We start from the raw sequence: 19,678 nt of genomic DNA on the forward strand, positions 1-19,678 counted from the left end.
GCCATAACAACAAAGGCGGTCCAAACCGGCTTCTGGAGGTGCACAGTGCTTGCTTCGCATAGTTTCAGTTCCTGGGTAGGTGCCTTGCAGGGTGTCTGCGGTCGATTTGATGCCCGTCCGGCGCGAAACCCTGCCTTGTTCATCGGTGAAGTGGGGTTGCAGGACTACGCCGGGCTGGAGGTGGCGCAGATCCGCACCAATGCCGGGCTGATTTCCCGGCAGGGCACCAAGGTCGACCAGGAGGACGACCGCCATTGTTTCCTGATCATCCAACGCAGTGGCCATGCACGACTGAGCCAGGGTGGCGAGAGTGTCGAGCTGGCCCCGGGTGACATGGCCCTGCTGGACTCCGCCGGCGCTTGTGAGATCGTGCCTCACGGCCTGATCGAACATGCTTCGTTCCATTTGTGCCGGGAAGAGGTTTATCGCCACCTGCCGGCCCAGCAGCCCAAGTTCGGCAAGCTGTCGCAGAATTGCGCCAGTGGGCGCTTGATGCGTCTGTTGGTAGAGCAGATTTGCGCTGGTGACCTGCAGGGCTGTGCCGCGCAACAGGAAGGGCAAGCGCTGCAGGAAGCGTTGATCGCTCTGCTTGGGCCAACCCTGCGCCAGACCGCCAGCACCCTTGGCGGTTTTGACCAGAGCCTGCACGGCCATTGCCTGCGTGATCAGGCCCGACAGTTGATCAACCAATCCCTCAACGAGCCGGGTCTGACCCCGGTGTCCCTGGCGGGGCAGCTGAATATCTCGGTGCGCCAGCTGTACCGACTGTTTGAAGAGCAGGGGGACAGCGTGTGCCGGTTCATCCAGCGCTCACGGCTCAAGCGCAGTGCCGCGGACCTGAGCAATCCGCAGTTGCGCAACGAGTCGATTACCGACATTGCCTTTAAATGGGGCTTCACCGATTCGGCGCACTTCAGCCGGACCTTCAAGAAACATTTCGAGCAATCACCCCGGGACTTTCGCGCCCGCTCCCTGAGCGCTTAGCAGGCGCCGGCGCTTGTCGGCGAACGGGGAAACAGCGCATTGGCCTTGCTGTCGCCTTCGCTGGCAAGCCAGGGCCTTCAAAAAAACGCCTGGCGCGACACTGTTTGCTGTCTGCGGCAGGGGCGATTTCAGGGGTTTTCCAGGTCATGTCCCAGGGACTGGATGAACAACGAAAACAGCTCTGGCTGGCTGGAGATATCCAGCTTGGCGTAAAGGTGTCGACGGTGCACTTTGATGGTGTCGGGCGAGATCTTCAGGCGTTCGGCCATGGCCTTGGAGGAGAAGCCCCGGAGGATCAATCGGGCAATCTCCAGCTCCCGCTCGGAAAGCACAGCACTGCCAAAATGGCTCAGGGCGTCACGGATCTGGCTGGCCATTTCCTCTGTCGCCGGTCCTTGGGGACGTGTCTGGCTGTGCTGCCAATGTTGCTGCATCAGCGGCAGGACCCAGGCGGCAAAGGTGGTGAGCTGGCCGATTTCCTCGCTGTTGAAGACCCGCTGGCTGCCCAATGACAGGGACAGGGTGCCGGCATCGGGCAGTTGCAGGATGAATTGCACTTCATCTTCCAGGACGTTGTCGTGAAAGTAGCTGAGAAAGTACTCGCTCTGGCGGAAGTGGTCCGGGGCCACTTCTTCCAGGCGGTACAGGCCACTGGGGTAACCCTCGCGACAGGCCTGGAAAAACGGGTCCAGCAGGTACAGGCCGTTCAGGTAGGTGAGCATCGACGCCGGCTTGCTGCTGGGTTCGGCGTCATATTCCTCCAGGGCCTGGGGCGGGGCGCCCTTTGGGTAGTAGATCGCCAGCGCGTTGTCGAACGGCGTGGCCTGGTGCAGTAACAGGATCAGCTGCTTCCAGAATCGCGGGTTGCCAATCAGTGTAAGGGTGCGCCCTAGGCCGGCGTGCATGCCGACTTCCCTGAACAGACTACTCAAAGGCCTTGCTCCACTGGTTCACTGAAAGTGTGAAGGCACGGTTTCGTTGATTTGCTCGCCGTCGTCAAGGGGAGTACTCCAATAGGGGAATTGGTCGACCTGCCGTGACTGCCTAGAGTAGCTCCTATCAAGTGCGCCACAGAGCGCACTCGCCCGATGGATTTCGTTTCTGCCTCAGACCAACAATAAACACGAGGATAACGATATGAGCTCTCCTTCCACGCCAGACGGCGTGCTGAAACCAACCTTGAGTGTGTTCGACGTGGTGGCTATCACCGTGTCCGGTGTGACCCCCGCCAGTTCAGTGTTCGTGATTGCACCCTTTGCCATCCATCAGGCCGGCAGCGGGGTGTTCCTGGCGTTCGTCATTGCCGGTTTGCTGGCGCTGATGTTTGCCTTCTGTTACGCCGAGCTTGGCCGTGCCCACAATAGCGCCGGTGGCGAGTATGTGTATGCCAAGCGGGTGTTTGGCGGCATGGCCGGTTATGCCACTTTCCTTACGGTGCTGGTGATGCTGCTGTTCATTCCGCCGGTGCTGGCCACCGGGGCCGCCACTTACCTGAACAACGCCCTGGGCTCGAATTTCGATTCGCAGACCGTGGCCCTGGTGATCGTGGTCTGCAGTTATCTGCTGGGCATTCTCAATATCAAGCTCAATGCCTGGATCACCGGCACCTGCCTGCTATTGGAAGTGGCGGCATTGCTGGTGATCGTCTGGCTGGGTTTTGGCAACGCCGCACAGCCGCTGAGCATCCTGGTACACCCGCAGATCGTCGAGCATGGCGTGTTGCAGATGGCGCCCTGGGCCTTGGTGATCGGTGCTGTGGGCATTGGCCTGTTTTCCTACAATGGCTACGGGCCGGCGGTGCTGTTGGCTGAAGACATGAAGTGCAAGGGCCGTGGCGTACACAAGGCGGTGCTCTGGTCCCTGGTGCTGGTGGTGATCATCGAGCTGGTGCCGATTACCGCGCTGTTGATCGGCGCGCCGTCCCTGGATGCGATGCTCGCCAGCCCCGATCCCATCGGTTACCTGCTGACCAGCCATGGCAATGAAACCCTGGCCCGGGTGGTCAGCGGCGGGATCTTCCTGTCGGTGTTCAATGCGATTGTCGCCATCGTCATCCAGATTGGCCGAGTGGTGTTCAGCAGCGGTCGCGATGCTCTGTGGACGCCCACCATCAATCGTCTGTTCACCCGGATTCATCCACGCTGGGATTCGCCATGGCTGGCCACACTGTTCCTGGCGGTGCCCTCGGCAATCCTCAGCTTCAGCTCGAACCTGGCGGACCTGACATCCTTCAGCGTGCTGCTGATCATGCTGGTGTACCTGATCGTGGCCCTCAGCGCGCTGATGAGCCGAGTACTGCTGCGCGATCGTGAGCACCCTTATCGCATGCCCCTGTGGCCATTGCCGGCGCTGTTGGCGGTAATCGGCGCGGGGTATTTGCTGATCAATCTGTTCCTCGAGGCTTCCCTGCGGGACATCATGGTGATTATCGGGCTGCTGGCGCTGTCGGTGATCCTCTATGGCACCAACGGCCGGTACAGCCCGGCGTTTCAGAAACTGTAAGGAGTGGTTATGCGAGCACGTCAAATGGGCATCAGCCTGGGTCTGGGGACGCCAGGCCCGTTCAATGCGATTACCGATGTTCCCGGGGTGCGGGTGGGGCACAGCACCCTGAAAACCACCGTGGAGGGCAAACAGGTGCGTACCGGGGTCACGCTGATCCAGCCTCGCGCCGGGCACGCACGGCAGCAGCCCTGTTTCGCGGGCTGCCATGTACTCAACGGCAATGGCGACGCCACGGGCCTGGAGTGGATTCGCGAGGCCGGGACCCTGAGCACACCGTTGGCCATCACCAATACCCACAGTGTCGGGGTGGTGCGCGACAGCTTGATCGCTCTGGAGCGCGAGGCCCTGGCAGACCCGGCGGTGTACTGGTGCATGCCGGTGGTGATGGAAACCTACGACGGCCTGTTGAATGACATCTGGGGCCAGCATGTCGGTCCGCAACAGGTCCGCGAGGCCATGGCCTGCGCCGAATCCGGGCCGGTGGCCGAGGGCGCGGTCGGTGGCGGCACCGGGATGATCTGCCACGAGTTCAAGGGCGGTATCGGTACCGCTTCACGACGGCTGACGCAAGAGCAGGGCGGTTACACCGTTGGCGCCCTGGTCCAGGCCAATCACGGCAAGCGTGAAGAACTTCGGGTCGATGGTTACCCGGTAGGGCGTCGCCTGCGGGATATTCCCTCGCCGTTTGCCGAGCGTGGTACCCCGGGCATGGGCTCGATCGTGGTGATCCTGGCCACCGATGCGCCATTGCTGCCGCATCAGTGCCAGCGCCTGGCACAGCGCGCGTCTATCGGTATTGCCCGGACCGGCGGCGGCACCGAGGATTCCAGTGGCGATATCTTCCTGGCCTTTGCCACGGGAAACCGGGACTTGCCCGCTGCAGACTACGGTCGCAAGGATCTGGCGTTCACTGCGCCCCTGGCCATGCTCAACAACGATCACATTTCACCCTTGTTCAGCGCCGCCGCCGAGGCGGTGGAGGAAGCCATCATCAACGCCATGCTGGCGGCCGAGCCAATGACTTGCGCCGACGGGGTGCAAGTTCCGGCCCTGAGCCCGCAAACACTGGTCGAGGCATTGGAACTAACTGGTTGGACCAGAAGTTGACGGACTAAAAACTGCGATGCAGTTGGCATAACTGGGGTTATGGATATTTAATAATTAAATTGTAGATTGTCGGACAATTACAGTCATTAATCATGGTTGAAAATAATCTTTTGACTGAGTGGTCATTGTTTGCTGGAGTTTTTTGGAACAGTGGAATTTGACGTCAAAATAGTAGTGGACGTTCGATTTCGAATTGTGTCAGCTTTCTTTCGCCTACTTAGGGCGAGTGATAGGACGATCTCGCCAGGGATTGTCGCTATCTGACAAAAACTGTTCCATTGATTACAAGGAAGTTTGTTTATGTCAAAAGTAACAGAGAACGCTATTGCACTTGCTGAACAACAACTGGGGCCAGTGGCAGCAGCAAGTTCGGCGTATGACCAGATCAATAGCTTCAGCCACCTATACGACCGTGGCGGCAATCTCACGGTTAACGGCAAACCCTCGTTCTCGGTCGACCAGGCCGCCACGCAGCTGTTGCGTGACGGTGCTGCCTACAAAGACCTGAACGCTAACGGCAAGATCGACCTGACCTACACCTTCCTGACTTCGGCTTCCTCGAGCACCCTGTACAAGCATGGTATCTCCGGGTTCAGCCAGTTCAGTGCCCAGCAAAAAGCCCAGGCCGTGCTGGCCATGCAATCCTGGGCTGATGTGGCCAACGTCGTGTTCACCGAGAAAGCCACGGGCGGTGACGGCCACATGACTTTCGGCAACTACAGTGGTGGCCAGGACGGCGCTGCGGCATTTGCCTACCTGCCGGGCACCGGTGCCGGTTATGACGGCACGTCGTGGTACTTGACCAACAGCAGCTACACCAAGAACAAGACTCCCGAGCTGAACAACTATGGCCGTCAGACCCTGACCCATGAGATCGGCCACACCCTGGGCCTGGCTCACCCCGGCGACTACAACGCCGGTGAAGGCAACCCGACCTACAAGGATGCTACCTACGGCCAGGACACCCGTGGCTACAGCGTCATGAGCTACTGGAGTGAAAGCAATACCAACCAGAACTTCAGCAAGGGCGGGGTCGAAGCCTATTCGTCCGGCCCGCTGATGGATGATATTGCCGCCATCCAGAAGCTCTACGGCGCCAACTACGCTACCCGTGCCGATGACACCACCTACGGCTTCAACTCCAATACCGGGCGCGATTTCTACAGCGCCAGTTCGGCCTCGGACAAGTTGGTGTTCTCGGTGTGGGACGGTGGTGGCAACGACACCCTGGACTTCTCCGGCTTTACCCAAAACCAGAAGATCAACCTCAATGCCGGTTCGTTCTCCGACGTTGGCGGCATGGTAGGTAACGTCTCCATTGCCCAGGGCGTCAGCGTGGAGAACGCCATCGGCGGTTCGGGTAACGACCTGTTGATCGGCAACGATCTGGCCAACGTGCTCAAAGGTGGTGCCGGTAACGACATCATCTACGGCGGCGGTGGTGCGGATCAGCTGTGGGGCGGTTCGGGTGCCGATACCTTCGTGTTCGGTGCCAGTACCGACTCCAAGCCGGGCGCAGCCGACCAGATCATGGATTTTGTCAGCGGCCTGGACAAGATCGATCTGACCGGGATCACCAAGGGCGCAGGCCTGCACTTCGTCAACGCCTTCACCGGCGCGGCAGGTGATGCGATCCTCAGCACTTCCGGGGGCATCAGCACCTTGTCGGTGGACTTCTCCGGGCACGGCGTGGCGGACTTCCTGGTCACCACCGTTGGCCAGGCAGCAGTCGGCGACATCGTCGCCTAAGTGAGGTAGACGCGGGGCGGCGCCGATGCGCGGCCCTGCGTTCTTGCATTGGCCAAGGGGCTGAGCGAGTCTACCGGCCGGACGGAGCATTCTATGACCCCACAAACCTTGAGTTGCAGGGCGGCCGCTTGGCTGCTGGCGACGCTGATGATGTTTTATGGAGCAATAACCATGGCAAGCAGCCTGCTATTGGCGGACCCCTCGGAACTGGTTGGACACTGGCAGTTGCAACAGGCAGCACAGCCTGGCAACAGCTGTTCTCTGGACTTGCTGCAGAACGCGGCCTTGGGCGACGGTGCCGAATGCCTGTCGAAGTGGATCGGTGAAGCCGCGGTAGGCTGGTTTCCAGAGCCCGACGGCATCGCCATCACCGGGCGTGAAGGTTCAAGAGTCATCTTTTTCAGCCGACAAAAAGAAGGCCTGTATGAGGCACGGCTGAAGACTGACGAATTGATTGTTTTACAACGCGCTCGCTAATTAAGTGCAGAGGCTGTTCGTTTAATATTGAATGGCCATTGTTTCGTGACTCTTGTACGGGCGGGTTTATAACCGGGCTGCTGTTTTCGACAGCTGTCCGGTTTGGACGTGTCCGCACGTCTTTTAGACTAAGGGAGCGCGTTGTTAGTTGTGTCGTATATGGGTTCCTCGCGTTAGGCGTGGATGGTCAGCTCAGGGAAAATGTTGAAGATGGTGAAGATTACTCATCCTGCACCACTGTTTAAGGCACTGGGCGAATATAAAAGCATCCTTATCAGTGTCGGTTGTTTCACTGCGTTGATTAACGTGCTGATGCTGGTGCCGTCCATTTACATGTTGCAAGTCTACGACCGGGTACTGTCGTCGCAGAATGAAACCACCCTGGTGATGCTGTCGCTGATGGTGGTGGGATTCTTCCTGTTTATCGGTCTTTTGGAAGTGGTGCGCAGCTTTATCGTCATTCGCATCGGCAGTCAGTTGGAGCGGCGTTTCAACCTGCGGGTCTATCAGGCGGCGTTCGAGCGTAATCTGTCCCGGGGCGAAGGCCATGCCGGGCAATCCCTGGGCGACCTGACCCATATCCGCCAGTTCCTCACCGGGCCGGCGCTGTTCGCCTTCTTCGATGCACCGTGGTTTCCCATCTATCTGTTGGTGATCTATGCCTTCAACGTCTGGCTTGGGGTGTTTGCCACGGTCGGCGCGCTGCTGCTGATTGCCCTGGCATTTCTCAATGAGGCAATGACCAAGAAGCCCCTGGGGGAGGCCAGCGGTTATTCGCAAAAGTCCACGCAACTGGCCACCAGCCACCTGCACAACGCCGAAACCATCCAGGCGATGGGCATGCTCGGGGCGTTGCGCAAACGCTGGTTCGCGGTGCATTCGCGCTTCCTGGGCTTGCAGAACCAGGCCAGTGACACCGGGTCGGTGATCAGCTCCTTGAGCAAGACCCTGCGCCTGTGCCTGCAATCGTTGGTGCTGGGCCTCGGCGCATTGTTGGTGATCAAGGGTGACATGACCGCAGGGATGATGATTGCCGGGTCGATCCTCATGGGCCGGGTGCTGAGCCCCATCGACCAGTTGATCGCGGTATGGAAGCAGTGGAGCTCGGCCAAGCTGGCCTATGGGCGCCTGGACGCGCTGTTGCGCGAATTCCCGCCCAGCGACACCGCCATGTCGTTGCCGCCGCCCAAGGGCCAAGTGAGTTTCGAGCAGGTCAGCGCCGGGCCACCCGGGCGTCGCCAGGCGACCTTGCAGCAGGTGAGCTTCAGCCTCAATGCCGGTGAAGTGCTCGGGGTGCTCGGCGCTTCCGGTTCCGGCAAGTCGACCCTGGCCCGGGTGCTGGTGGGCGTCTGGCCGACTCTGGCGGGCACCGTGCGCCTGGACGGCGCCGACATTCATCGTTGGAACCGTGACGAACTGGGTCCCTACATCGGCTATTTGCCCCAGGACATCGAGCTCTTCACCGGCAGCATCGCCGAGAACATCGCGCGCTTTCGCCAGGCCGACCCGGAACAGGTGGTCCAGGCCGCACAATTGGCCGGGGTGCATGAGCTGATCCTGCGCCTGCCCCAGGGTTACGACACAGTGCTGGGGGATGACGGCAGCGGCTTGTCCGGTGGCCAGAAACAGCGAGTGGCCCTGGCCCGGGCGCTGTATGGCAACCCGAGCCTGGTGGTGCTCGACGAACCCAACTCCAACCTCGATACCGTGGGCGAAAGCGCCCTGGCAGCGGCCATTGCCCAGCTCAAGGCCAAGGGCACCAGCGTGGTCCTGGTGACCCATCGCTCGTCGGTGCTGGCCCTGGCCGACAAGCTGCTGGTGCTCAATGAAGGCCGCTTGCAGGCGTTCGGTCCCAGCCAGGAGGTGCTCAAGGCCTTGTCCGGTGCACAGCAGTCACAGGCCCAGGAGGCGGCCAAACCCGCGGCAGCGGCAGCAGCACCCGGCGGCTTGAGCATGAGCCGCCAGTATCAGGCCCCGACACGGAATTCAGGCGCATGAGCAAGGACCGCAACATGATCATCGAAGAAGATTACGCGCCGGAGCGGGTTGAGCGAGACGCGGGTTTTTTCGCCCGCATGGGCTGGGTCCTGGCCCTGGTGGGGGCCGGCAGTTTCTTCATCTGGGCGGCGCTGGCGCCCCTGGACCAGGGGATTCCCGTGCAAGGCACGGTGGTGGTGTCGGGCAAGCGCAAGGCGGTGCAAGCCATGAGCAGCGGAGTGGTCAGCCGGATCCTGGTGCGTGAAGGCGAAAGCGTGAAGCAGGGCCAGCCGCTGTTCCGCCTGGACCAGACCCAGGTCGCGGCGGACGTGCAGTCCTTGCAGGCCCAGTACCGCATGGCCTGGGCCAGCCTGGCGCGCTGGCGCAGTGAGCGCGACAACCTCAAGCAGGTGGATTTTCCAGCACAACTGAGCAGCAGCGATGACCCGCGCCTGGCCCTGGTGCTGGAGGGCCAGCGCCAGCTGTTCAGCAGCCGTCGCGAGGCTTTCTCACGTGAGCAGGCGGGCATTCGCGCGAACATTGAAGGCGCCACCTCGCAACTGGCAGGCATGCGCCGGGCGCGCACCGACCTTGGCAACCAGGCCGAATCCCTGCGCCAGCAACTGAGCAATCTGCAACCCCTGGCGGACAACGGCTACATCCCGCGCAATCGTTTGCTGGAATACCAGCGGCAGCTGTCCCAGGTGCAACAGGAACTGGCGCAGAACACCGGTGAAAGCGGGCGGGTCGAGCAGGGCATCCTCGAATCCCGGCTCAAGCTGCAACAACACAGTGAGGAATATCAGAAAGAGGTGCGCAGCCAGTTGGCCGAGGCCCAGCTCAAGACCCAGACCCTGGAGCAGCAACTGACCTCCGCCGGTTTCGATTTGCAAAACAGCGAAATCATCGCCACCGCCGATGGCATCGCGGTCAATCTTGGGGTGCACACCGAAGGCGCCGTGGTGCGCCAGGGCGAGACTCTGTTGGAGATCGTGCCGCAGGGCACCCATCTGGAAGTGGAAGGGCGGCTGCCGGTGAACCTGGTGGACAAGGTCGGCCCCCATCTGCCGGTGGATATTCTCTTCACCGCCTTCAACCAGAGCCGTACCCCGCGGGTGCCCGGCGAAGTCAGCCTGATTTCCGCGGACCAGATGATCGACGAGAAAACCGGGATGCCGTACTACGTGCTACGCAGCAGCGTCAGCGACCAGGCCATGGAAAAACTCAACGGGCTGGTGATCAAGCCCGGGATGCCGGCGGAGATGTTCGTACGTACCGGCGAACGCTCGCTGCTCAATTACCTGTTCAAGCCACTGCTCGACCGGGCCGGCTCAGCACTGACTGAAGAATAAGGATGTTGCGTCGTATGAGTAAGCTTTCCATTCTCGCGGCAGCCTTGTCCCTGCTGGTGTGCCAGGGGGCCCAGGCAATGGGCCCGTTCCAGATCTACGAGCAGGCCCTGCGCAACGACCCGGTGTTCCTCGGTGCGCTCAAGGAGCGCGATGCCGGACTTGAAAACCGCGCCATCGGCCGCGCCGGGTTGTTGCCCAAGCTGGGCTACAGCTACAACAAGGGGCATAACAACTCCAAGGTCACCTACCTGGACACGGTGCGCGGCACCGTGACTGACAAGCGCAACTACGACAGTTATGGCTCGTCGCTGAACCTGCAGCAGCCGCTGATCGACTACGAGGCCTACGCCAACTATCGCAAGGGCGTGGCCCAGGCGCTGTTCGCCGACGAGAACTTTCGCAGCAAGAGCCAAGAGCTGCTGGTACGGGTCTTGAGCTACTACACCAGGGCGCTGTTCGCCCAGGACCAGATCGACATCGCCCAAGCCAAGAAGAAGGCCTTCGAGCAGCAGTTCCAACAGAACCAGCACATGTTCCAGCAGGGGGAGGGCACTCGCACCGACATTCTCGAAGCCGAGTCGCGCTACGAGCTGGCCACCGCCGAAGAGATCGAGGCCCGGGACGAGCAGGACGCCGCGTTGCGTGAGCTGGGGGCCTTGATCGGGGTGCCGACGGTCGATGTACGTGACCTTGATCCGTTGCAGGAGCATTTCCAGTCGTTCTCCCTGAGCCCGGCCAACTACGACACCTGGCATGAACTGGCCCTGAGCAACAACCCGGTTCTGGCGTCCCAGCGCCAGCGCGTGGAAGTGGCGCGCTTCGATGTGGAGCGCAACCGCGCCGGGCACCTGCCCAAGCTCAGTGCCTACGCCACGGTGCGCCAGAACGAGTCGGAAAGTGGCAACACTTACAACCAGCGTTACGACACCAACACCATTGGCATCGAAGTCAGCATGCCGCTGTACGCCGGGGGCGGGGTTTCGGCCTCGACGCGCCAGGCCAGTCGCAACATGGAACAGGCCGAATACGAACTCGATGGCAAGACCCGGGAGACGCTGATTGAACTGCGCCGTCAATTCAGTGCCTGTCTATCAGGGGTGAACAAGTTGCGCGCCTACCAGAAGGCCCTGACCTCGGCCGAGGCCCTGGTGATTTCGACCAAGCAGAGCATCCTCGGCGGCGAGCGGGTCAACCTGGATGCCTTGAATGCCGAACAACAGCTTTACACTACCCGGCGTGACCTGGCCCAGGCCCGCTATGACTATCTGATGGCCTGGACCAAGTTGCACTATTACGCAGGAACCTTGCGGGAAGAAGATCTGGCCAGGGTCGATGAGGCCTTCGGCCAACGCACAGCGCCCTAGGTTCGGCTCACGCGAACCTCGGGCCACAGGGATAAAGGAGTTACAAACATGAGCATCTTTGACTACAAGAATGCCCTTGGCAGTGCCGGCAAAGCCCAGTACAGCGAGGCCATCACCTTGGCCTTGTATGCCTCGACGCCTACGGGCGAAGCGTTGCCGGGCACCTCGTGGCGGCCGATCAGCGCAACACAGCTGGGTTACCAGGGCAACGTCAGCGCCCAGGGCACTATTTCCGGCGAGCAGGCGAGCGTCAGAGATGCCCAGGTCGAAGTGCTGGGCAAATACGATGCGAGCGGGCAGTTGTTGTCCATCGGCATCAGCTTTCGCGGCACCGACAGCCTGGCGGACGGGGTGAATGACTTGCAGGCGGCCTTTGTCCCGGGGTTTGCCGACAACTACAGCCGGCTGGCCTTCGACAACCTGCTGGGCAAGGTGGCGGCCTTCGCCGCTGCCCAGGGCTTGGCGGGTAACGATGTGCTGGTCACCGGGCACAGCCTCGGCGGGCTGGCGGTCAACAGCCTGGCGGCGATGAGCCAGGATCACTGGGGCGGTTTCTTCAAGGACGCGAGCTATGTGGCCTTCGCCTCGCCGACCCAGAGCGCCGACAGCCAGCAGGTGCTGAACATCGGCTATGAAAACGACCCAGTGTTCCGCGTGCTGGACGGCACCCATTTCAACGGCTCCTCCCTGGGTACCCATGACCAGCCCCAGGCCTCGGCGACCAACAACATCGTCAGCTTCACCGATCACTATTCGTCGCTGCTCGGCAAGCTGGTGCCCCAGAGCATCCTCAACCCCTGGTCCTGGTCGGCCCACAGTGCGGTGGACTACGCCGCGGGCCTCAACCGCCTGATCGGCTCGGATTTCTACGACCTGACCAGCCGCGATTCGACGGTGGTGATCTCCAACCTGTCGGAGGGCAAGCGCGATCAGGTCTGGGTCAAGGACCTCAACCTCTACAGCGAACAGCACCAGGGCAGCACCTTCATCATCGGCACCCAGGGCAACGACCTGCTGCACGGCGGCAAGGGCAACGACTACCTGGACGGCGGTGCCGGCGATGACCGCTTTCGCGATGACGGCGGCTACAACATCATCCTCGGCGGCAAGGGCCATAACGTCCTGGAGTTGCAGCAGCCGCTGAAGAACTTCTCCATCGCCAATGATGGCGACGGCACCCTGTACATCCGCGATGCCTACGGCGGCATCAGCATGACCCGGGACATCGGCGCCCTGGTCAGTCACGAGGCCGGGAGCTTCTGGCAGCTGTTCGGCAAGGACGTGAGCTACAGCGTCACCGACAACGGTCTGCTCAACGGCAACCAGTGGACGGCCTACAACCACTCGCTCAACGGCGATGCCTACGGTAACGCGCTGGTGGCCAGCGTCGACGGCGACTGGCTGTTCGGCCATGGCGGCGACGACCTGTTGAGCAGCGACAAGGCCAACGTGACCTTCGTTGGCGGTACCGGCAACGACGTCATGCACTCCAGCGGCGGCGGGGCCAATACCTTCCTGTTCAGTGGCAACTTCGGCTTCGACCTGATCCACGGTTATCAGAACACCGACAAGCTGGTGTTCATGGGCGTGCCCGGGATCGATGCCCACTACGACTACAGCCAGCACCTGTCGCAGAACGGCAACGATACCTTGCTCAGTGTCGGCGAGTTTTCGGTGACTCTGGTGGGGGTCGGCATGGATGGTCTGAACGGTTCGGGCATCGTCTTCGCCTGATCAATGCACTACCGCAGCGCGGTGTCTTCAGAGGCCGCCGCATAGCCGCGCAGTCCAGGGAGTGAGGCTTCACTCCCTGTCGGTTGCCGAGGCTGGGAACGAGGAGGATTTGGGGGCTGGTCCCCTGCAGTAACAGGCAACAAGCTGGTCTGTCCCGGATGGACGATCCAACAAAAACAAAAACAGAGAAGTCATCGACATGGATGTTAAGCGTGATCAGCTCAAGGCGCTGACGGGCACCCTGTGCCTGGCGTTTGCCAGTGGTCTGCCGTTGCCGGCATTGGCCACCTATCAGGAAAGTGCGCGCCTGGGCGACCCGGGCAGTTGGCGCACGGCCGAATACCTTCAAGACTGGGGCCTGCAGCGCATGCAGGCGGACCAGGCCTATGCTGCGGGTATCACCGGCGCCGGGATCAGGATCGGCGCCCTGGATTCGGGTTTCGATGCCCGTCATCCCGAGGCCAGCCCGGAGCGCTTTCACCCGGTCACCGCGACTGGCGAGTTCGTCGATGGCACGCCCTTCAGCGTCTCCGGTGTGCTCAATGCGGCCAACGACAACCACGGCACCCACGTTACCGGGACCATGGGCGCGGCCCGCGATGGCATGGGCATGCACGGGGTGGCCTTCAATGCCCAGGTGTATGTGGGCAACACCAATCACAACGACAGTTTCCTGTTCGGCCCAAGCCCCGACCCCAAGTATTTCCAGGCGGTGTACGGCGTGTTGGCCGATGCGGGCGTGCGGGTCATCAACAACAGTTGGGGCAGCCAGCCCAAGGACGTCCGCTACCAGACCCTGGGCGACCTGCGGGCCGCCTATGCCCAGCATTTCCAGCAGGGCACCTGGCTCGATGCCGCCGCCGAGGTCTCGCGCCGCGGGGTGATCAATGTGTTCAGCGCCGGCAACAGCGGTTATGCCAACGCCAGCGTGCGCTCGGCCTTGCCGTACTTTCAGCCGGAGCTGGAAGGCCACTGGTTGGCGGTGTCGGGGCTGGACAAGAACAACCAGCAGAAATACAACCAGTGCGGGATCGCCAAATACTGGTGCCTGGCCACTCCGGGCGCGGCCATCACCAGCACCATCGCCGGTGGCGGTTATGCCACCTACAACGGCACCTCGATGGCCGCGCCCCATGCCACCGGCGCCCTGGCCCTGGTGATGGAGCGCTATCCCTACCTGAACAACCAGCAGGCCCTGCAAGTGTTGTTGACCACTGCCCGGCAGCTTGATGGCGCGCAGACTCAGGGGCCTACTTCCCTGGTTGGCTGGGGCGTGCCGGACCTGGGGCGGGCGCTGCACGGGCCGGGGCAATTGCTCGGTGAGTTCAAGGTCAACCTGGGTGCCGGACAAGGGGATATCTGGAGCAATGGCATCTCGGACCAGGCCCTGGTGCAGCGCCAGGCCGAGGATGCTGCCGAGCACCAGGCCTGGCAACAGACCTTGAGGGACCGGGGCTGGACGCAGGGATTGGGCCCCGGGGCCAGCCAGCAGGAACAAACCGATTACGCCCTGGGCATGGCCCGCGACGCGGCTGCCGCGCAGCGTGATTACCAGGGCCGCCTGATCAAGTCCGGCCCCGGCTGGTTGGTGCTCAGCGGCGACAGCAACTACCGCGGGCCGACCACGGTCAACGGCGGCTTGCTGGCGGTCAATGGCCAGTTGGCGTCTGCGGTGACGGTGAATGGCGGTGGCACCCTGGGCGGCTCCGGACAAATTGCCGGGCTCACTGCCACGGCCGGCGCCCGAGTGGCACCGGGCAATTCCATCGGCACTTTGAATGTGGCGGGGAATGTTGATTTCCAGCCGGGCTCGACCTATGTGGTGGAGCTTTCCCCCAGTGCCAGCGACCGTATCGTTGCCACCGGCCAGGCCAGTCTCAATGGCGCCAATGTCAGTTTGCTGCCGCAAGAGCGTCCGCAGCTGCTGAGTACGCAGCCGGTGCCGAGCCTGATCGGTCGCCAGTACGACATCCTGCAAGCTGCCGGTGGGGTTGTCGGGCATTTTTCCAGCGTCCAGCCCGGCTCGCTGTTTCTCGGCCCGGTCCTCGATTATTCAGGCACCGGCGTGCAACTGAATGTGCTGCGTAGCGCCACGACCTTTGCCAGTGTCGGTGGCACTGCCAACCAGCGCTCGGCCGGTGCGGCGGTCGAGCAGTTGGCGGCGGGCAACTCGGTGTATGAAAGCCTGCTGCTGTTGCCTTCGACGGTGCAGGCCCAAGGCGCGCTGGAGCAATTGTCCGGGGAGATCTACCCGGCCCTGAGTGCGATGCTGGCCAGCCAGGGGGCGGTCGTGCGCGATGCCCTGGGCGAGCGCCTGCAACGTTCCGGCTTGAAGGCCTCGGGCCCTGAGCGCGAGGCGGTGAATGTCTGGCTCAAGGGCTTGGGGGCCTGGGGTCGGGTCGAAGGCGTGCGTGGGACAACGGCCCATGACACCTCCCTTGGCGGGATGCTGGCGGGCATCGACCGGGACCTTGACGAGCAGACCCGCGTCGGCCTGGCGGGTGGCTACAGCGACAGTTCCTTGAACATGGGCGGCGGTACCCGGGCCAAGGCGCGGGTCGACAGCTATCACTTGGGTGTCTATGCCCGGCACGACCTCGACGACCTGCGCCTGAGCCTGGGGGGAAGCTACAGCTGGCATCACGCCGAGGTCCGGCGTGACCTGGCCTACGGCGGTGTATCCGGCCGGGAGAAAGCCCGGATCGATGCCCGCAGCACCCAGCTGTTTGCCGAGGCGGCGCATGCCGTGCCGCTGCCAGCGCTGGTGCTGGAGCCTTTCGCCAACCTGGCCTACCAGCGCCTGGAGCGCGAGGCCTTTCACGAGCAGGGCGACGCCGCAGCCCTGCAAGGGGGCAACGACTCGCGCGATGCCTGGCTCGGCACCCTTGGCCTGCGCGGTCGCCAGCACTTGCGGCTGGCCTCGGGGCAAGCCCTGGAGCTGTCGGCGAGCCTGGGCTGGCAGCACCGCCTGAGCGCTACCCAGGCCAGCGAGGCATTGTCCTTTGCCGGTACTGACTCGGGTTTTGTGGTGAGCAGCACGCCGCCCTTGCGTGATGCCGCGCTGGTGTCCGGGCAGGCGCGTCTGGAGCTGGCCCGGGATGTGGAGCTGAGCCTGAGTTACCAGGGGCAACTGGCCAGTCGCCAACAACAGCATGGAGCAGGGCTCAACCTCGAGTGGCGCTTCTGAGGCGGGATTCGAATCAACGGCGGCGCAAGGAACTCGCCCCAGGGAATTTCGCCAACGCAACTTTTGTCAACGCAGCTAAGGAAGGTCGTAGTGAAGCAAGTCAAACGCAAGGATCGCGGTGTGGCTGGGCAGGGCAGGGTGCTGACCCCGCTTGGCCAGGCATTGCTGGGCTGGGTGGCGCTGATGGGCTCGGCCCAGGCACAACCCTATGTGGAAACCGGCCGCTCGGGTGATGCTGGCAGTTGGCGCAGCGCCGAGTTCAAGGCCGATTGGGGGCTGGGGGCGATTCATGCCGACAGCGCCTATGCCGCCGGGTACAGCGGCAAGGGCATCAAGCTGGGGATCTTCGACCAGCCGGTGTATGCGCGGCATCCAGAGTTCTCCGGCGCGGACAAGGTGGTGACTCTGATCACCAGCGGCATTCGCCAGTACACCGATCCCTATATCCGGGTGAATGCCGGCGATGCCTTTCGCTATGACGGCAGCCCGTCGCTGGGCTCGGACCACAAGCTCGGCTCCCATGGCACCCATGTGGGCGGGATCGCCGCCGGCAGCCGCGATGGCGGGGCAATGCACGGCGTGGCCTACGATGCGCAGATCATCAGCGCCGACAACGGTGACCCGGGCCCGGAGGATGGCATCGTCCTGGGCAATGATGGCGCGGTATACAAGGCGGGTTGGGACGGCCTGGTGGCCAGCGGCGCGCGAATCATCAACAACAGCTGGGGCATCGGCATTACTGACCGTTTCAGCCGGGACGGCCATAACCTGGCGCTCGCGCACTTCACCCTGGATGACGCGCGCGCCCAGTTTACCCAGATCCAGCCCTTGCTCGGGACCTTGCCGGGGGGCGCCTACGACGGCGCCATCGCCGCCGCCCGCGGCGGTGTGATGACGATTTTCGCTGCCGGCAACGACTACAACCTGAACAACCCGGACGCCATCGCCGGCCTGGCCTATTTCGTCCCGGACATCGCGCCCAGCTGGTTGACCGTGGCCGCCTTGCAACAGAATCCTGATAGCGCCAGTGCCGATCCCTACGTCATCAGCAGCTTTTCCTCACGCTGTGGCTACACCGCCAGCTTCTGCGTCTCGGCCCCCGGCACGCGGATCTACAGCTCGGTGATTGGCGGTACCAGCCTTGAGAACATGACCCTGGGTTATGCCAACAAGAACGGTACCTCGATGGCCGCGCCCCACGCCGCCGGCGCCGCCGCGGTGTTGATGCAGCGCTTTCCCTACATGAACAGCGCACAGATCGCCAGCGTGCTGCGCACCACCGCCACCGACCTCGGCGCCCCCGGCATCGACTCGCTGTACGGCTGGGGCATGATCAACCTGGACAAGGGCATCCATGGCCCGGGGATGCTGGTCACCGAGCAGGATATTCCCGAGGCGTTGCGGGTTGCGGGCGCTTATGGCACGACCCAGTTCGTCGCCGAGCTACCGGGGGTCGGCGCCCTGGTGGATGCGGGCAAGCCGACCGAGCGCCGCTGCAACGACATCAGTTGCGGCCTGGACTTCTGGAACAACGACATCAGTGGCCACGGCGGCCTGACCAAGCAGGGCATCGGCACCCTGGTGCTTGGCGGCAGCAACAGCTATTCCGGCCCGACCCTGGTCAACCAGGGGCGCTTGGCGGTCAACGGTTCGCTGGTGTCGGCGGTGACGGTCAACGCCGGCGGGATTCTCGGTGGTACCGGGCGGGTCGGCGGACTCACCGTCAACGCGGGTGCGACCGTGGCCCCGGGCAACTCGATCGGCACCCTGTACGTCAGTTCGGACGTGACCTTCCTGCCGGGTTCGACCTACGCGGTCGAACTGTCACCGAGCGCCAGCGACCGCCTGGTCACCGATGGCCAGGCGCAGCTCGGCGGGGCCACGCTGTCCCTGGTGCTGGAGAGTGGCCCCGGCCTGCTGAGTCAGCAACGGGTGCCGAGCCTGTTGGGGCATCAGTTCGAGATCATTGATGCTGTCGGTGGCATCCAGGGCAGTTTTGGCGTGGTCCAGGCCAACTCGCTGTTCCTTGGCGGCAACCTGGACTACACGGCCGCCGGCGTGCAACTGGCGGTGGTGCGCAACGCCACCTCCTTCAGCAGCCTCGGCCTGACGCCGAACCAGCGTTCAGTGGCCGCCGCTACCGAGCAACTGGGGGCCGGCAACCCGGTGTATGAAAGCCTGCTGCTGGTGGACTCGGCCACCAGTGCCCAGCAAGCCTTCCAGCAGTTGTCTGGAGAAATTCACCCAGCCATTGGCAGCCTGCTGCTCAACGACAGCCGCTACTTGCGCGATGCCGTGGGTGAGCGCCTGCGACAGCAGCCCGTGGCACTCACACGTGGCGCGCAAGGCCAGGATAACGGCGTCTGGCTCAAGACCCTGGGGGCCTGGGGCAAGGCTGATGGCGACGCCGCTCACGCGCGCTACAGCACCTCGATTGGCGGTTTGCTGGTCGGGGTCGATGGCGCCCTGGACGACGACACGCGCCTGGGGCTGTTCAGCGGCTACAGTGACAGTTCGCTGAACATGGGCGATGGCACTCATTCCTCGGCCAAGGTCGACAGCTATCACCTGGGGGCTTACCTGGGCCAGCAACTCGATGCGTTGCGCTTGGGCCTGGGCGGCAGCTACAGCTGGCACCGGATCGAGAGCAAGCGTGAGTTGCAGTACGACACAGTCGCCGATCGGCAGAAGGCCAAGCGCGATGCTCGCAGCGCCCAGTTGTTCGGTGAGGCAGCGTGGCAGTGGCAACTGGCCCCGGTGCTGTTGGAGCCCTTTGCCAATCTGGCCTATGTGCATGTCAGCAGTGACAGTTTCAAGGAACGCGGCGGCGCCACGGCGCTCAAAGGCTCTGACGATCAACGTGAGGCCTGGCTTTCGACCCTGGGGATGCGCGCCGGCCAGCGCCTGCCGCTGGCGAACGGGCAAGCGCTGGAGCTGTCCGCAACCCTGGGCTGGCAGCACAACCTGAGTGCCACCGGGTCCGATCAGCACTTGGCCTTTGCCGCTGGAGGAGGGGAATACAACGTACAGAGTCTGTCCCTGGAGCGTGACGCCGCAGTGATCGGTGCACGAGCAGGGGTTGCCCTGGGTCGCGGGGCCCGGGTCAATCTGGATTACAACGGCGTGTTGGGCAGCAAGGACAAGAGCCATGGGGTCGGGTTGACCCTGGACTGGGCGTTCTGAATCCAGCGCAACCGCTGAAAGGTGTTGTACCGCGTCACCCACGCTCGGCAACGGACGTG

12 protein-coding genes are annotated in these 19,678 nt (G+C 62.8%); 11 read left to right on the forward strand and 1 reads right to left on the reverse strand.

Going from position 1 to position 19,678, the window contains the following annotated elements:
• The first annotated feature begins 45 nt into the window (after nt 1-45).
• Nucleotides 46-984 carry a transcriptional regulator FeaR gene (gene feaR, locus GV819_RS12390; RefSeq protein ID WP_161756372.1) on the forward strand — a complete coding sequence of 313 codons (939 nt, stop codon included), beginning with the start codon at nt 46-48 and terminating at the stop codon, nt 982-984.
• A 128-nt stretch (nt 985-1,112) separates the two neighbouring features.
• Here the strand turns inward: feaR and GV819_RS12395 are convergent, their stop codons facing one another.
• Nucleotides 1,113-1,916 carry a helix-turn-helix transcriptional regulator gene (locus tag GV819_RS12395; RefSeq protein WP_161756373.1) on the reverse strand — a complete coding sequence of 268 codons (804 nt, stop codon included), beginning with the start codon at nt 1,914-1,916 and terminating at the stop codon, nt 1,113-1,115.
• Between the two features lie 205 nt (nt 1,917-2,121).
• On the opposite strand from GV819_RS12395, the gene GV819_RS12400 reads away from it, so the two are divergent.
• From GV819_RS12400 to GV819_RS12445, 10 genes are all read left to right on the forward strand, one after another.
• A complete protein-coding gene (locus GV819_RS12400; protein ID WP_161756374.1) occupies nt 2,122-3,486 on the forward strand; it encodes an APC family permease in 1,365 nt (454 codons plus the stop codon).
• Between the two features lie 9 nt (nt 3,487-3,495).
• A complete protein-coding gene (locus GV819_RS12405; RefSeq protein WP_161756375.1) occupies nt 3,496-4,596 on the forward strand; it encodes a P1 family peptidase in 1,101 nt (366 codons plus the stop codon).
• A 300-nt stretch (nt 4,597-4,896) separates the two neighbouring features.
• Nucleotides 4,897-6,345, forward strand: coding sequence for a serralysin family metalloprotease (locus GV819_RS12410; protein WP_161756376.1), 1,449 nt, complete (start codon nt 4,897-4,899; stop codon nt 6,343-6,345).
• Nucleotides 6,346-6,438: 93 nt separating this feature from the next.
• Nucleotides 6,439-6,822, forward strand: coding sequence for an AprI/Inh family metalloprotease inhibitor (locus tag GV819_RS12415; RefSeq protein ID WP_161756377.1), 384 nt, complete (start codon nt 6,439-6,441; stop codon nt 6,820-6,822).
• Nucleotides 6,823-7,032: 210 nt separating this feature from the next.
• Nucleotides 7,033-8,820, forward strand: a complete 1,788-nt coding sequence (locus GV819_RS12420) for a type I secretion system permease/ATPase (protein WP_161756378.1) — start codon at nt 7,033-7,035, stop codon at nt 8,818-8,820.
• 14 nt (nt 8,821-8,834) lie between these two features.
• Nucleotides 8,835-10,151 (forward strand): HlyD family type I secretion periplasmic adaptor subunit, encoded by a 1,317-nt coding sequence (locus tag GV819_RS12425; protein ID WP_372242112.1) that lies wholly within the window; start codon nt 8,835-8,837, stop codon nt 10,149-10,151.
• A 14-nt stretch (nt 10,152-10,165) separates the two neighbouring features.
• Nucleotides 10,166-11,515, forward strand: coding sequence for a TolC family outer membrane protein (locus tag GV819_RS12430; RefSeq protein ID WP_372242111.1), 1,350 nt, complete (start codon nt 10,166-10,168; stop codon nt 11,513-11,515).
• A 48-nt stretch (nt 11,516-11,563) separates the two neighbouring features.
• Nucleotides 11,564-13,249 (forward strand): polyurethane esterase, encoded by a 1,686-nt coding sequence (locus tag GV819_RS12435; protein WP_161756381.1) that lies wholly within the window; start codon nt 11,564-11,566, stop codon nt 13,247-13,249.
• 199 nt (nt 13,250-13,448) lie between these two features.
• Nucleotides 13,449-16,436 carry an autotransporter serine protease gene (locus GV819_RS12440; protein ID WP_161756382.1) on the forward strand — a complete coding sequence of 996 codons (2,988 nt, stop codon included), beginning with the start codon at nt 13,449-13,451 and terminating at the stop codon, nt 16,434-16,436.
• Between the two features lie 183 nt (nt 16,437-16,619).
• Nucleotides 16,620-19,619: an autotransporter domain-containing protein gene (locus GV819_RS12445; protein ID WP_161756427.1), complete on the forward strand. Its 3,000-nt coding sequence runs from the start codon at nt 16,620-16,622 to the stop codon at nt 19,617-19,619.
• The last annotated feature ends 59 nt before the right edge of the window (nt 19,620-19,678 follow it).

It is taken from the genome of Pseudomonas sp. Fl5BN2 (genome assembly GCF_009908205.1).
Classification (GTDB): domain Bacteria; phylum Pseudomonadota; class Gammaproteobacteria; order Pseudomonadales; family Pseudomonadaceae; genus Aquipseudomonas.

What these genes read in the sequence shown, in the direction of transcription:
- GV819_RS12420 (WP_161756378.1), top strand. Translation starts at nt 7,033, where the DNA reads ATGGTGAAGATTACTCATCCTGCACCACTGTTTAAGGCACTGGGCGAA.
- GV819_RS12445 (WP_161756427.1), top strand. Translation starts at nt 16,620, where the DNA reads ATGGGCTCGGCCCAGGCACAACCCTATGTGGAAACCGGCCGCTCGGGT.
- GV819_RS12435 (WP_161756381.1), top strand. Translation starts at nt 11,564, where the DNA reads ATGAGCATCTTTGACTACAAGAATGCCCTTGGCAGTGCCGGCAAAGCC.
- GV819_RS12415 (WP_161756377.1), top strand. Translation starts at nt 6,439, where the DNA reads ATGACCCCACAAACCTTGAGTTGCAGGGCGGCCGCTTGGCTGCTGGCG.
- GV819_RS12405 (WP_161756375.1), top strand. Translation starts at nt 3,496, where the DNA reads ATGCGAGCACGTCAAATGGGCATCAGCCTGGGTCTGGGGACGCCAGGC.
- GV819_RS12440 (WP_161756382.1), top strand. Translation starts at nt 13,449, where the DNA reads ATGGATGTTAAGCGTGATCAGCTCAAGGCGCTGACGGGCACCCTGTGC.
- GV819_RS12410 (WP_161756376.1), top strand. Translation starts at nt 4,897, where the DNA reads ATGTCAAAAGTAACAGAGAACGCTATTGCACTTGCTGAACAACAACTG.
- GV819_RS12400 (WP_161756374.1), top strand. Translation starts at nt 2,122, where the DNA reads ATGAGCTCTCCTTCCACGCCAGACGGCGTGCTGAAACCAACCTTGAGT.
- GV819_RS12425 (WP_372242112.1), top strand. Translation starts at nt 8,835, where the DNA reads ATGATCATCGAAGAAGATTACGCGCCGGAGCGGGTTGAGCGAGACGCG.
- GV819_RS12430 (WP_372242111.1), top strand. Translation starts at nt 10,166, where the DNA reads ATGAGTAAGCTTTCCATTCTCGCGGCAGCCTTGTCCCTGCTGGTGTGC.